Source organism: Streptomyces sp. NPDC051555 (genome assembly GCF_044454405.1).
Classification (GTDB): domain Bacteria; phylum Actinomycetota; class Actinomycetes; order Streptomycetales; family Streptomycetaceae; genus Streptomyces.
This window is the reverse complement of the sequence record NZ_JBITDP010000013.1, coordinates 119,936-133,382: the sequence shown is the minus strand read 5'-3', so window position 1 is coordinate 133,382 and position 13,447 is coordinate 119,936. Positions and strand designations below refer to the sequence as shown.

The following is a 13,447-nucleotide window of genomic DNA, read 5'->3' as shown; positions in this document are numbered from 1 at the left end:
CGTCCTTGGTCATCGGAGGGTGTCCTTCACAGGGGCGGAGCGGTCCGGGAAGACCCAGGCGCGCAGGAGCAGGAAGCGCAGCACGGTCGCGGCGAGGTTGGCGGTCACCAGGACGGCCAGCTCGGTGCCGTGCGCGGGAGTCGTGGTGGCCGCGCCGAGGGCGGCCAGGGAGCCGCTGGTCAGGGCCAGCCCGATGGCGAAGACCACCAGGCCCTGGGCCTGGTGGCGCACGGCCCGGTCACGGCCGCGGACGCCGAAGGTCAGTCGGCGGTTCGCGGCGGTGTTGGCGACGGCGGAGAGCAACAGGGCCGCGGCGTTGGCGAGCTGGGGTCCGACGCCCGCGCGGAAGGCGGAGTAGAGCGCCAGGTAGAGCAAGGTGCTCAGGAGGCCGACCGCGCAGAAGCCCATGAGCTGGCGGGCCAGGCCCCGGGGGACGCCGCCCAGCGCGCGGTCGCGCGGGTCGTCGCCGAAGGGGCGGGCGATCCGGTCGAGGGGGAGGGCGCCGACCGCGAGGGCCCGGCCCACCCGCCAGACCCCTTTGAGGTCCTCGGTGGCGGTGCGGACGATGTGGACCGTGGAGTCGGGGTCGTCCACCCAGTCGACGGGCACCTCGTGGATGCGCAGCCCGGCGCGCTCGGCGAGGACGAGCAGCTCGGTGTCGAAGAACCAGCCGGAGTCCTCCACCAGGGGCAGCAGCCGCTCGGCGACGTCGCGCCGGATCGCCTTGAAGCCGCACTGGGCGTCGCTGAAGCGGGCGGAGAGCGAGGAGCGCAGGATCAGGTTGTAGGCGCGGGAGACGAACTCGCGCTTGGCGCCGCGCACCACCCGCGAGGAGCGGGCGAGCCGGGTCCCGATCGCGAGGTCGGAGTGCCCGGAGATCAGCGGGGCGACCAGCGGGAGCAGCGCGTTGAGGTCGGTGGAGAGGTCCACGTCCATGTAGGCGAGGACCGGGGCGTCGGAGGCGGACCAGACCGTGCGCAGGGCCCGGCCGCGGCCCTTCTCCAGCAGCCGGGTGCTGCGGACCCCGGCGACGGTCCGGGCCAGGGCGTCCGCGACCTCGGGGGTGCTGTCGGTGCTGGCGTTGTCGGCGATGGTGATGCGGAAGGCGTAGGGGAAGGTGCGCGTCAGGTGCTCGTGGAGCCGGCGCACGCAGGGGCCGAGGTCCTTCTCCTCGTTGAAGACCGGGATGACCACGTCGAGTACGGGCGCGCCGGGCACGGGGGCGAGCGGCGCCCGGGCGGGCAGGGTCCCCGTCCCGGGGAAGAGGTCGGTTGGCATGCACCGACTCTCGCGGGGCGGGCTGTCACGGCTGTGTGGTGAGCCTGTGGCCCGTCTGTGAGTGGCCGGCCTCCGCGTGGCCGGCCTCCGCGTGGCCGGCCTCCGCGTGGCCGGCCTCCGCGTGGCCGGCCTCCGCGTGGACGGCCTCCGCGTGGCCGGCCTCCGCGTGGACGGCCTGTGAGTCCATGGCCGCCGGAAGTCCGGGCTCGGTGTGGAGGGGGAGCCGGACCTCGAAGCGGGTCCGTCCGGGCGTGCTGCGGACGCCGACCGTCCCGCCGTGGGCCGAAACGACGGCCTGCACGATGGCGAGCCCGAGCCCGGTGGAGCCCGCGTGGCGGGAGCGGGAGGCGTCGCCGCGCGCGAAGCGCTCGAAGACGTGGGGGAGCAGCTCGCTCGGGATGCCGGGGCCGTTGTCCTCGATCTCGACGCGGACGGAGGTTGTTTCACGTGAAACACGGGCGGTGACGGTGGTGCCGGGCGGGGTGTGGGTGCGGGCATTGGCCAGCAGGTTCACCAGGACCTGCTGGATCCGGGCCGGATCGGCGGCCACCGGCGCCGCCTCGGACGGCAGCTCCAGTCTCCAGTGGTGGTCGGGTCCGGCCGCCCGGGCGTCGCTGACGGCGTCCACGACCAGGGGTGCCAGGTCGGTGGCGGCGTAGGACAACGGGCGGCCCGCGTCGAGCCGGGCCAGCAGCAGCAGGTCTTCGACCAGCCCGGTCATCCGGGTCGCCTCGGACTCGATCCGGCCCAGGGCGTGCCGGGTGTCGGGGCCTGGTTCCTCGCGGCCCCGGCGGGTGAGTTCGGCGTACCCGCGGATGGAGGCCAGCGGTGTGCGCAGTTCGTGGCTCGCGTCGGCGACGAACTGCCGGACGCGGGTCTCGCTCTGTTGGCGGGCGGTGAGCGCGGCGGAGACGTGGCCGAGCATCCGGTTGAGGGCGGCGCCGACCTGGCCGACCTCGGTCCGGGGATCCGCCTCCGCGTCCGGGACCCGCTCGTCGAGGGCGGGCTCGCCGCTGTGCAGGCGCAGTTCCGAGACCCGGGTCGCGGTGGCGGCCACCCGGCGCAGCGGCCGCAGGGCCACGGCGACCAACGCCTGCCCGGCGAGGGAGGCGGCGATCAGGCCGGCGAGGGTGACACAGACCTCCACGCCGATCAGGGTGTTCACGGTGGAGTCGACCCCGTCGAGGGGGAAGCCCAGCACGAGGCTGCCGTCGGCGGCGGTGAGCACGCGGTAGTCGCCCAGGCCGTGCAGGCGTACGTCGACGGGCCGTTCCTCGCCCGCCCTTGCCTCCCCGGCGGCCGCCAGCAGGGCCTTGGTCTGGGGATCGGTGAGCGTCTGACGGTGGTCGGGGGCGGGCCCGTCGGCGGGCACGCTGCGGGCCGCCGCGATGACCTTGCCGTCCGAGTCGAGGCGCACTCCGGCGGCGCCGAAGGGGCTGCCGGGTCCCAGGACGAAGGCGAGGGTGTCCCGTGACGACTTCTCGGCTCCGGGTCCCCGGGAGGCCATGTTCACCGAGGTGGTGAGCTGACGGTCGAGCTGGCCCACGAGGTAGGAGCGCAGGACCAGGATGGTGACGGTACCGATGGCCGCGCCCACCACCGCGATGAGCAGCACGGCCGAGACGACGAGCCGGGTCCGCAGGGACCAGGGCCGCCGACCGGGGATCCGCAGCGCCACTACTCGCTCGGCTTGATCAGGTATCCGGCGCCGCGCCGGGTGTGGATCAGCGGGGGGAGGCCGGGGCCGCTCTCCAGCTTGCGCCGCAGGTAGGAGATGTACAGCTCGACCACGTTGGCCTGGCCGCCGAAGTCGTAGGACCACACGCGGTCCAGGATCTGCGCCTTGCTGAGCACCCGGCGCGGGTTGCGCATGAGGTAGCGCAGCAGCTCGAACTCGGTGGCGGTCAGGTGGATCTCCCGACCGCCCCGGCTCACCTCGTGGCTGTCCTCGTCGAGCCGCAGGTCGCCCACGGCCAGTACGGATTCGCCGCGCGCGGCCTGGGCCGCGCCGGAGCGGCGGACCAGACCGCGCAGCCGGGCCACCACCTCTTCCAGGCTGAACGGCTTGGTGACGTAGTCGTCGCCGCCCGCCGTCAGACCGGCGATGCGGTCCTCGACCGAGTCCTTCGCGGTGAGGAAGAGCACCGGGACGTGCGGGAGCCGGCGGCGCAGCTGGCCGAGGACGGCCAGCCCGTCCATGTCCGGGAGCATGATGTCGAGGACGACCACGTCGGGATGGAACTCCGCCGCTGTCCGCACCGCACCCGCTCCGTCACCCGCGCTGCGGACCTCACAGCCCTCGTAGCGCAGGGCCATGGACAGCAGCTCGGACAGCGATGCCTCGTCGTCCACGACGAGGACCCGGCACGGGCCGCCATCGGGCCGGACGAGGGCCATGGGGTTGCTGGTGGACGTGGACGCGTGGGAAGTGGTCGTCGCAGTCATGGCGCCCACGCTCGCCTGCGCCGGTGAAAGCCCCCTTGGCCCTTTCTGTGATTCTCCTGAGAATCCCCGGCGCGGGCCGTGGGGGCGCCGGGTCCGCCGGGGCGGCCGGAAGCGCTACGGGAGGTCGAAGAGCCAGGCGGCGTTGTCGTGGCAGACGGCGCGCAGCCAGTCGTCCCCGAGGCCGAGTCCTTCGAGGGCGGCCAGCTGGTGTTCGTAGGGGTAGGGGATGTTCGGGAAGTCGGTGCCGAGCAGGATCCGGTCGCCGAGCGCCGCGAGCCGCCCGAGCTCCCGGACCGGGAAGGGGCTCATCCGCTCGGAGAAGTCGGTGAAGGCCATGGTGGTGTCGAAGCGGACCTCCGGGTGGCGGTCGGCGAGGTCCAGGAACTCGGTGTACTCCGGCATCCCCATGTGCGCGATGACCAACGGCAGCCGGGGGTGCCGGGCGAGCAGCCGGGCCACCGGCTCGGGCCCGGTGAACTTGGCCGGGGTGGGCATGGAACCGCAGTGGATCACCGTGGGGACACCGGCTTCGGCGAGCAGCCCCCAGACGGGGTCGAGCAGCTCGTCGTTCGGGTCGTACGCGCCGACCTGGAGGTGTGCCTTGAAGACGCGGGCGCCGCCCTCCACCGCCCGGCGCACGTATCCCCCGGCCCCCGCCTCGGGGAAGAAGGTCGCGGTGTGCAGGCAGTCGGGGGTGCGGGCGGCGAACTCCGCGGACCAGGAGTTGAGCCAGGCGGCCATGGCGGGCTTGTGCGGGTACAGCATCGCCGTGAAGGCCCGGACGCCGAACTCCCGCAGCAGGGCCACCCGGTGCTGCTCCTCGTGCCGGTAGGTGATGGGCCATCGCGTGCCGGTCAGCGGACCGACTGCGTCGAAGTAGTCCCACACCTTGGCCAGCACGCGCTCGGGCATGAAGTGCGTGTGGACGTCGATCAGCCCGGGGAGCCCGAGCCGCTCCCGGAAGGCGCGGACCGCCCCGGTCGTACCGGGCGCGGCCGCCGCGCCGCTCAACTGGTTGCTCATGGCACCCACCTTCGACGGCGGCCCCCTCGCGTGTCCATGCCCGGGGTCAGAAGAGCCCGTCCTGCTCGGCGGCGGGCGGGGGCGCGAGGTCCGTCCACGGCGCGGGTACCGGCGGATGCGGACCCTGCGGGGCGGCGAGCGCCCAGCCGGCCAGCAGCCGGGTGTCCACCACCAGCCCGTCGGCGAAGTGCAGGTCCGGCCCGGCCGCGCCCACCAGCAGTCCTTCGACGGCTCCGCCGGGGATCATCCCGGTGATCACCCGCGCGGGCACCGGCAGGGCGTCCAGCCGGAACAGCCCGGCGTGGTCGGCGACCTCGCACCCCGTGCGCTCCAGCGACTCGGGCCAGCCGGCGAGCGCGCCGGCCCGCGCGTGCAGCTCGGCCACCTCCCGGGCCCGCTCCTCGGCGGGCGGCAGCTGCGCCCGTACGACGCGCTTGCGGGCGTAGGCGATCCGGTCGGGCACCCCGAGGGCGGCCCGCAGCAGTTCCTCGGTACGCCGGGCCGCCATCAACGGTCCGCGCCCGAGCCAGCTCCAGGTCACCGCTCCCTGCTCGCGCAACCGGTCCGGACCGCGCTCCTCGGCGGTGATGCCGACCTTGACCAGGCCGGGCCCGAACCAGGCGAGGTAGACGCGGTAGGTGCGCGGATCCGCGACGTTGGTGTCGGCGGCCACCGAGAAGGACCGGTCCAGCCGGGCGCACTCGGGGCACTGGGCGTTGCCCGCGCGCTCGGAGACGGTGGCGGCGGTGGGGCAGGGCGTCCGCTTCCCGGCCCGGCGGACCCCGAGGCAGCGCCGCTCGCCCCGGCCGACGAAGGACAGGCGCTGCCCGTAGGCGAGCACGCTCCTGCGCTCACCGGCCCCGTGGCCCGGGCCGCGGCTCTCGGCGTACCAGCCGATGGAGGGCTGCCCGCCGCTCCACCCCATGCCGGTGCACCGCCAGGTCACAGCGGAAGCGGCCGCTCGAAGAAGGTCTCCAGGACCACGGTCGCCTGCGTACCGCTCACACCTTCGATGGCGTAGAGCCTGCGCAGGACGTCCTGGAGCCGCTCGGTCGTGGCCGTGCGGACCTTGACCAGGACCGAGGCGGTGCCCGCGATGATGTGGGCCTCCTGGATCTCCGGGATCGCCGCGAAGGCGGCCTCGGACTCACCCATCCAGGCGGTGGAGTCGACGTGGACGTAGGCGAGGACCCCGCTGCCGACGGCCGCGGGGTCCACGTCGATGGTGGTCCGCCGGATGACCCCGCGCTCGCGCAGCTTGCGCACCCGCTCGTGGGTGGCCCCGGCGGACAGCCCGACGGCGACGCCGAGGGCGGCGTAGGACTGTCCGGCGTCCTCCTGCAGTCGCAAGATCAACGCCCGGTCGATGTCGTCCACGTGTGCCTACCGCCCCGCCGGTGTCCCGCGGGCCCCGGCGACTCCGGCGACCCTCATCGAGACGGTACCCCATCCTGCAATACCACCATCAGGCCAAATTTCATTCGGCCCGCCCCCGCTAGCGTGCGACGAACTGCGTCAGGATCGCCTGGACCTCATAGATGTCGACGCCCTTGGTGAAGGTCTTCTGCAGGGGCGCCGCGGTGCCGGAGATCCAGATCTTCAGCTCGGCGTCCAGATCGAAGTGCCCGGCCGTCTCCACGGAGAAGTGCGTGATGCTGCGGTAGGGCACCGAGTGGTACTCCACCTTCTTGCCCGTGATCCCCTGCTTGTCGACCAGCACGAGCCGCCGGTCGGTGAAGAGGATCGTGTCGCGTATCAACAAGTACGCGGCGTGCACCTGCTCCCCGTGCCCCAGCAGCCGCGCGTAGTCCCGCTGCGCCGACACGGGGTCGACCGTGTGCGCGTTCCCGAACAGACCCATGAGGGCCCCCCTCGTTCCGTTGACAGGCTCACCGACAGGTTCAACGCAAGAGGCCCCCTGGATTTCTCCAGGGGGCCTCTTGGGCTGTGCACTCGGCAGGATTCGAACCTGCAACCTTCTGATCCGTAGTCAGATGCTCTATCCGTTAAGCTACGAGTGCTTGTGCTTCCCGGGGTTTTGCGCCCCGTTGGCCTTGCGAGAACAACAATACATGGACCTCGGCGGGACGCGAAATCCATTGGCCACATGGCCTCTGACCTGCGGAAACACCCTGGAACGGGTGATTCCTCGGCGGGCGTCCCCCACGCCTCCACGGCCGGATCGCGAGGGTCTGCGCCGCCTTTCGCGCCCGGAACGCACCGAAGCCCCGGTCCAAGAGGACCGGGGCTTCGGCGAGGTGCGGAGGCGGAGGGATTTGAACCCTCGATGGGGGGTAAGCCCCAAACCGCATTAGCAGTGCGGCGCCATAGACCGGACTAGGCGACGCCTCCAGCACACCTCCGCGTACGAAGGTGCGTGCAGATGATGACACAGGCGCAGGGCCGCTCACCAATCCGCTCTCACGGTACTAGGCAGCAAGCCCCCAGGGCAAAGCCTTAAGAGCACGCATTGCCCACGGAACATCGGGGCGGGCGCGTCGTTGGGCAGGTGTACGACGTACGGACGACCTGGAGTGCCCCATGCTGCGTCTCGCCGCCTTCGCCGTCACCACCTCCGCCCTGGCCGCCGCCGCCACCGGACCGCTCCCACCCCTGCCCCTGGGCCTGCTGGCACCACCCGACCGGCTCACCGTCAGCGTGTCCGCCACCGGCAATCCGCGCGCCGACGGGGAGTACCGACTGGAGTGCGGTCCGCCGCCGAGCGGTACGCACCCGCAGGCGGCCAAGGCGTGCGCGCGGCTCGCCGAATTCGCCAAGGAACACAAAGACCCCTTCGCCCCGGTCTCCAAGCGGCAGATCTGCACCCTGCAGGACGGCGGTCCGGCGACCGCCCGGGTCACCGGAACCTGGCACGGACACGAGGTGAACGCCCGGTTCGACCGCAGCAACGGGTGCGAGATCCACCGGTGGAACGACTTGGAACCTCTGCTTCCGAGTGCGCGTTCCTGACCAGGGAGGATGCGGTCGGGATGCGGGATATGCCCGACTCGGGCACCGCATCCGCCGTCCCGCCGGGGGGAGGTGGCCTTAGACTCCTCCCGTGACATGCCGGTAGTCGTGGTCAGGGAGGAAGCTCGTCGTGAGCAGCAGGCCATCCCGAGGCGCTGCTCGCCTCGCAGCAATACTCGATGCTCTTCCTGACGCACTGTTGCTCGTGAACGCCAACGGCACAGTCGTCAACGCCAATTCGATCGCGCTCGAGATGCTGGAGAGTCCCGGAACGGGACTCGTGGGGCGCGGAGTGCTCGACCTCCTGCCCGGATTCGACTCGAAGCTGATCCCGGGTTCCATGCGCCGTCCCGACGAGGACAAGGAACAGCGCGCCACGCCGACGCGCATGGTCGCGCGCCGCACCGACGGCAACGAATTCCCGGTCGAGGTCACCAGCGCCAACCTCGACGGCCGCGACGCCTACCGCGACCCGAGCCCCGGCTACACGGGCGACGAACTGCTGATGCTCGTCGTGCGCGACCTCACGGGAACCCTCGACACCGAGAACGAGCTGGCCCGCTCGCAACGCCAGACCGAGATGATCCTGCGCGCCGCCGCCGAGGGCGTCGTCGGCACGGACACCGACGGACGCGTGGTGCTGGTGAATCCGGCCGCCGCGCAGATCCTCGGATACCGCGCGACCGACCTGGGCAACCGCGAACTGCACGGCCTGATCCAGCACTCGCGCGCCGACGGTTCCCCGTTCCCCTTCGACGAGTCCCCGCTCGCCGACACCCTGCGCAGCGGACGCAAGCACCGGGTGCGCGGACAGGTGCTGTGGAACAAGAGCGGCAAGCCCGTCGCCGTCGACCTGACGACCTCACCGGTGCGCGACGGAGAACTTCTGGTGGGGGCCGTGATGACCTTCACCGACCGGCGCCCCTACGACGCCCTGGCGGCGCGCCACGCGCAGCTCCTGGCGGTCCTCGGTGACTCCCTGCGGGGCCCGCTGGAGGAGCTGCGGGGCGAACTGGCCACCCTGGCCGCGGACGACGCCGGGCAGTTGTGGCCCGAGGCGAACCAACTGCTGCACCACCTGTCGGCGGGCTACGCCCGGATGACCACGCTGGTCGACAACGTGCTGGCCTTCCAGCGGCTGGACTCGGGCACCGAGAAGCTCGCGAAGAAGAAGGTGCTGATCGACGAGGTCGTCACGGCCGGTGTCGACGGCGCGGTCGAACTGATCGGGCCGGGGCGCGTGCAGTTCGCCGTCCACGCCCCGACCATCGAGGCCGAGGTGGACGCGGACCGGATCTCCACGGCGCTGGCCCACCTGATCGCGGACGTCGCCGGGGTGGACGCCACCGGCAAGACCCCCCAGGGCAGCGGCTACACGGACTCGACGATCGTGGTCGCCGCCGCACAGCGCGGCAAGGTCGTACGGATCGAGGTGCGCGGCCCGTACAGCGGGGGCAACGCGGTGCACGAGCCGATCGTGCGGGGCATCGTGGCCGCGCACGGCGGAGTCCTCCAGACCGTGAAGGTGCCCGGCGCGCCCGGCGGCGCATTCGTCCTGGAACTTCCCCTGGGGGCGGGGGCGGGCACGGTGACCCTGCCGGACCCGCCGCCCGAGCCCGCGGCGGTCGGCCCGGGCAAGGACGACGCGGGCAAGGACGGTCCCGGTGGCCGTCGGGCCCGGCGCGGCGTGGACGCCTTCCTCGACGACGAGGTCCGTTCCGGTCGGCCCCCCGCGGGAGAGCCCGCTACGGGCGGCGCGCTCGCGCTGCCGTCCGGGCGACGCCGCGCGGGCGATGCCGTGGAGGCCGCCGACACCCCCGCGGGCGGCGGTCTGGCCCAGTCCCCGGTGAACCCGGCCGGTCTCGGTACGGGTCGCAGGCGCGGCCGTGCCGGTGACGGCGACAGCGGTGACACGGAGGGCGGCAACGGCGGCAACAACGGCCACCGACCCGAGGACGGCCCGGCCCGGCGGCCGGTGCCCCCGCAGGGCATGCCCGCCCTTCCGCCCGCTCCCGTGCAGGGACCGCCCGGCGAGGCCCCCGCGGGCCGCCGCCGCGCGCTGGGCCCCGCACAGGGCAACGACGGAGCGGACCGCCCCCAACAGCCCGTACCGGCCACGGGCCTGGCGCCCGCGGCTCCCGTGCCCGGCACCGGGACCAGCAACGCCGGTGTCCGGCGGGCGCTCGGCAGCCCGCAGGCTCCCGCACCGCAGCCCCCCGCACCGCAGACCTCCGCTCCGCAGGCTCCCCTCGCGCCCCCGGCACCGGCCAAGGCCGCGCCGCTGGTCGAGGCGGAACCCGACGCTTCCCCCGAGTCGCCCACCGGGCGGCGCCGGGCCCTGCCGGCCACCCCCGCCTGGCCGGTCCCGGCCGCGCGGACCGCTCCCGAGGACGAGGAGCCGGCCGCCGCGGTGGCGCTGCCCGGTGCCCGGCAGTCCGCGGACACCGCGGCCCCTGCTCCGGCCGGCCAGCCGATCAGCGTGCGTCCCCTGGGCAGCACCCTGGGCCAGGGCATTGCCGTGGACTCCGGCTCCGGCCGCAGGCGGCGGCTGTCCGAACCCGCGCCCCAGGGTCGGGCCTTCGCCATAGGAGCACCCGAAGCCGGCGCCGCGGAGGGGCCCGAGCCGCTCGACGGGCCCGGTGGCGCCGTCGAGGTGGTCAACCGGCCCGCACCGCGCCCGATGGACGACGAGCTGCCGCCCGAGCCGCTGGACAACCCGCGGCGGCTGTTGGTCTGGCCCGCCCCGGACGTACAGACCGAGCAGGCACTGAGCGAGCGCGGCTACCGTCCGGTGATCGTGCACTCGCGCGAGGAAGTGGACGCGCAGATCGCCGCGTTCCCCGCCGCGCTGTTCGTGGACCCGCTGACCGGACCCATCACCCGGACGGCCCTGCAGTCGCTGCGCCAGGCCGCCGTGGCAGCCGAGGTGCCCGTCCTGGTGACGGCCGGGCTGGGGCACGCGACGCGCGAAGCGGCGTACGGCGCGGATCCCGCCGTGCTCCTCAAGGCGCTCGCTCCGCGCGACAGCGAGCAGCACCCCTCCCGCGTGCTGCTGATCGAGCAGCACGACGAGATCGCCACCGCGCTCACCACCGCCCTGGAGCGGCGCGGGATGCAGGTGGCACGGGCGGGCGCCGACACCGACGCGGTGGACCTGGCCAGCCGGATGCGGCCGAACCTCGTGGTCATGGACCTGATGCAGGTCCGTCGGCGGCGGGCCGGGATCGTGGACTGGCTGCGCGCCAACGGGCAGCTGAACCGGACCCCGCTGGTCGTCTACACGACTGCCGGGATCGACCCGTCCGATCTGCCGCGGCTGGGCTCCGGCGAGAGCGTGCTGTTCCTCGCCGAACGGTCCACCACGGCGGAGGTGCAGGGCCGCATCGTGGACCTGCTCGCCAAGATCGGGACCAATTAGCCACCCTGGTCCGATGGCCATCATCGACACGACCGAGCACACCGTCCCCGCCGACAACGGAGAGGTGAGCCTCCTCATCGCCCGGCAGGTGGAGCCGGGCCACGAGGAGGCGTTCGAGGTCTGGGCGCGCGGGATCCTGGAGACCGCGGCGACCTTCCCGGACCACCTCGGGTACGGCTTGTTCCGCCCGGCGACCGAGGGCGGGCCGTGGTTCCTCGTCCACCGCTTCCGCCATCAGGCGGCCTTCCAGCGGTGGCAGGACTCGGCCGAGCGGGCCGAGTGGTTCGCCAACTGCCACGGCCATCAGCACACCGAGATAGCCCGGCGCGAACTGCACGGCATGGAGACGTGGTTCGCCAAGCCCGGTACCACCCGGCCGGCGCCGCCGCGCTGGAAGATGGCGGTCAGTTCGGGCCTGGCCATCTTCCCGATCTCGCTGCTCGGCAACGCGCTGCTCGGGCCCTACCTCGCGAACGTGCACTTCGTGCTGCGGACGGCCGCCTTCGCCGTCGTCTTCAGCACCCTGATGACGTACGTCGCCATGCCCGCCGTCAGCAAGCTGCTGCGGCCGTGGCTCACGCGCGGCTGACCCCGGGGGCCCGGAACCTTCCGGGCCCCCCGTCCTCAGCCGCGGGGCCGGCTAGTCGAGCGTGGTGACGTCCAGGGCGCCTTCCGCGTACTGCTTGCGGATCACCTTCTTGTCGAACTTGCCGACGCTCGTCTTCGGTACGGACTCGATGATCGACCAGCGCTCCGGCAGCTGCCACTTGGCGATGGACTGGGCGAGGAAGGCCCGCAGGCCGGCGTAGTCCACCGTCGCGCCCTCCTTGAGGACCACCGTGGCCAGCGGTCGCTCGCCCCACTTCTGGTCCGGGACGGCCACCACGGCCGCCTCGGCGACCTCGGGGTGGGCCATGATGGCGTTCTCCAATGCGACGCTGGAGATCCATTCCCCGCCGGACTTGATGACGTCCTTGGCCCGGTCCGTCAGCGTCAGGAAGCCGTCGGGGCTGATCACGCCGACGTCACCCGTCTTGAGCCAGCCGTCGGCGCTGAACTTGTCGTCGGGGCGCAGCGGTTCACCCGTCGCGCCACCGAAGTAGGCGCCCGCGATCCAGTTGCCGCGCACCTCCAGCTCGCCCGCGGACTCGCCGTCCCAGGGGAGCACGTCGCCGCCCGGGCCGACCAGCCGCGGTTCCACGCCCGCCGGGAAGCGGCCCTGGGTGAGGCGGTACGGCCACTCCTCCTCGGCGCTCAGACCGGCCGGCGGGTGAGCCATGGTGCCCAGCGGTGAAGTCTCGGTCATGCCCCAGGCGTGGCAGACGCGGACGCCGAGCTTGTCGTACGCCTCCATGAGGGAGGGCGGGCAGGCCGAGCCGCCGATGGTCACGTGCTTCATGGAGGTCAGGTCGCGCGGATTCGCGGTGACCTCGGCGAGCAGCCCCTGCCAGATGGTGGGGACGGCCGCCGCGTGTGTGGGGCGCTCGCGCTCGATCATCTCGGCGAGCGGAGCGGCCTGCAGGAAGCGGTCCGGCATCAGCATGTTGATGCCGGTCATGAAGGTGGCGTGCGGCAGGCCCCAGGCGTTGACGTGGAACTGCGGGACCACGACGAGGCTGGTGTCGCGGTCGGTCAGACCCATCGACTCGGTCATGTTGACCTGCATGGAGTGCAGGTAGATGGAGCGGTGGGAGTAGATGACGCCCTTGGGGTCCCCGGTGGTGCCGGAGGTGTAACACATGGCGGCGGCCTGGCGTTCGTCCAGCTCCGGCCAGGCGTAGGCGTCCGGGCGGCCGGCCAGCAGGTCCTCGTACTCGTGCACCTGGACGTCCAGGCCGTCGAGCACCGAGCGGTCACCGATGCCCGACACCACGACGTGGTCGATGGTGGGCAGGTGCGGCAGCAGCGGAGCCAGCAGCGGCAGCAGGGTGCCGTTGACGAGCACGACCCGGTCGACGGCGTGGTTCACGATGAAGACCAGCTGCTCGGGAGGCAACCGCAGGTTCAGCGTGTGCAGGATCGCCCCCATGGAGGGGATCGCGAAGTACGCCTCCACGTGCTCGGCGTTGTTCCACATGAGCGTGGCCACGCGGTCGTCCTGCTGGACACCCAGCTCGTCCCGCAGGGCGTTGGCCAGACGGGTGGCACGGACACCGATCTCCGCGAAGCTGCGCCGGTGCGGCTCGGCCTCCCCGGTCCAGGTCGTGACCTGGGACTTTCCGTGGATCGTCATGCCGTGTCGAAGTATGCGGCTGACGAGCAGTGGTACGTCCTGCATGGTGCTCAGCAAAGCGTCCTCCCGGTGGGCGCTGC

11 protein-coding genes and 2 tRNA genes are annotated in these 13,447 nt (G+C 72.8%); 3 read left to right on the top strand and 10 right to left on the bottom strand.

Annotation, left to right across the window (positions count from 1 at the left end; translation table 11 throughout):
• Positions 1–9: 9 nt before the first annotated feature.
• From ACIBEA_RS25405 to ACIBEA_RS25365, 9 genes are all read right to left on the bottom strand, one after another.
• Positions 10–1,278 (bottom strand): glycosyltransferase, encoded by a 1,269-nt coding sequence (locus tag ACIBEA_RS25405; RefSeq protein ID WP_399264621.1) that lies wholly within the window; start codon positions 1,276–1,278, stop codon positions 10–12.
• A gap of 25 nt (positions 1,279–1,303) precedes the next feature.
• On the bottom strand, positions 1,304–2,956 hold the full coding sequence (locus ACIBEA_RS25400; RefSeq protein WP_399264619.1) for a sensor histidine kinase: 1,653 nt from the start codon (positions 2,954–2,956) through the stop codon (positions 1,304–1,306).
• Positions 2,956–3,723: a response regulator transcription factor gene (locus tag ACIBEA_RS25395; protein WP_399264617.1), complete on the bottom strand. Its 768-nt coding sequence runs from the start codon at positions 3,721–3,723 to the stop codon at positions 2,956–2,958. Before ACIBEA_RS25395 ends, ACIBEA_RS25400 begins: the two co-directional genes overlap by 1 nt.
• A gap of 114 nt (positions 3,724–3,837) precedes the next feature.
• On the bottom strand, positions 3,838–4,746 hold the full coding sequence (locus ACIBEA_RS25390; RefSeq protein ID WP_399264615.1) for an amidohydrolase family protein: 909 nt from the start codon (positions 4,744–4,746) through the stop codon (positions 3,838–3,840).
• Positions 4,747–4,792: 46 nt separating this feature from the next.
• Positions 4,793–5,671 carry a DUF2797 domain-containing protein gene (locus ACIBEA_RS25385; RefSeq protein WP_399264612.1) on the bottom strand — a complete coding sequence of 293 codons (879 nt, stop codon included), beginning with the start codon at positions 5,669–5,671 and terminating at the stop codon, positions 4,793–4,795.
• A 17-nt stretch (positions 5,672–5,688) separates the two neighbouring features.
• Positions 5,689–6,123, bottom strand: a complete 435-nt coding sequence (locus tag ACIBEA_RS25380; RefSeq protein WP_399264610.1) for an Lrp/AsnC family transcriptional regulator — start codon at positions 6,121–6,123, stop codon at positions 5,689–5,691.
• A gap of 118 nt (positions 6,124–6,241) precedes the next feature.
• Positions 6,242–6,607 carry a PH domain-containing protein gene (locus ACIBEA_RS25375; RefSeq protein WP_330331580.1) on the bottom strand — a complete coding sequence of 122 codons (366 nt, stop codon included), beginning with the start codon at positions 6,605–6,607 and terminating at the stop codon, positions 6,242–6,244.
• Between the two features lie 87 nt (positions 6,608–6,694).
• A tRNA-Arg gene (locus ACIBEA_RS25370) sits at positions 6,695–6,767 on the bottom strand.
• 240 nt (positions 6,768–7,007) lie between these two features.
• Positions 7,008–7,098: transfer RNA gene (locus tag ACIBEA_RS25365), tRNA-Ser, on the bottom strand.
• A gap of 189 nt (positions 7,099–7,287) precedes the next feature.
• On the opposite strand from ACIBEA_RS25365, the gene ACIBEA_RS25360 reads away from it, so the two are divergent.
• The 3 genes from ACIBEA_RS25360 to ACIBEA_RS25350 all read left to right on the top strand — a co-directional run bounded on the left by ACIBEA_RS25360 (position 7,288) and on the right by ACIBEA_RS25350 (position 11,723).
• Positions 7,288–7,716 (top strand): SSI family serine proteinase inhibitor, encoded by a 429-nt coding sequence (locus tag ACIBEA_RS25360; protein WP_399264608.1) that lies wholly within the window; start codon positions 7,288–7,290, stop codon positions 7,714–7,716.
• Between the two features lie 130 nt (positions 7,717–7,846).
• The gene (locus tag ACIBEA_RS25355) at positions 7,847–11,134 is read left to right on the top strand and encodes a PAS domain-containing protein (RefSeq protein ID WP_399264606.1); all 3,288 of its coding nucleotides are present in this window, start codon (positions 7,847–7,849) and stop codon (positions 11,132–11,134) included.
• 13 nt (positions 11,135–11,147) lie between these two features.
• Complete coding sequence (locus ACIBEA_RS25350; protein WP_399264603.1) at positions 11,148–11,723, top strand: antibiotic biosynthesis monooxygenase; 576 nt, start codon at positions 11,148–11,150, stop codon at positions 11,721–11,723.
• Between the two features lie 51 nt (positions 11,724–11,774).
• Here ACIBEA_RS25350 and ACIBEA_RS25345 read toward each other — a convergent pair whose 3' ends face one another.
• Positions 11,775–13,424 carry a long-chain fatty acid--CoA ligase gene (locus ACIBEA_RS25345; protein WP_399264601.1) on the bottom strand — a complete coding sequence of 550 codons (1,650 nt, stop codon included), beginning with the start codon at positions 13,422–13,424 and terminating at the stop codon, positions 11,775–11,777.
• Positions 13,425–13,447: the final 23 nt, after the last annotated feature.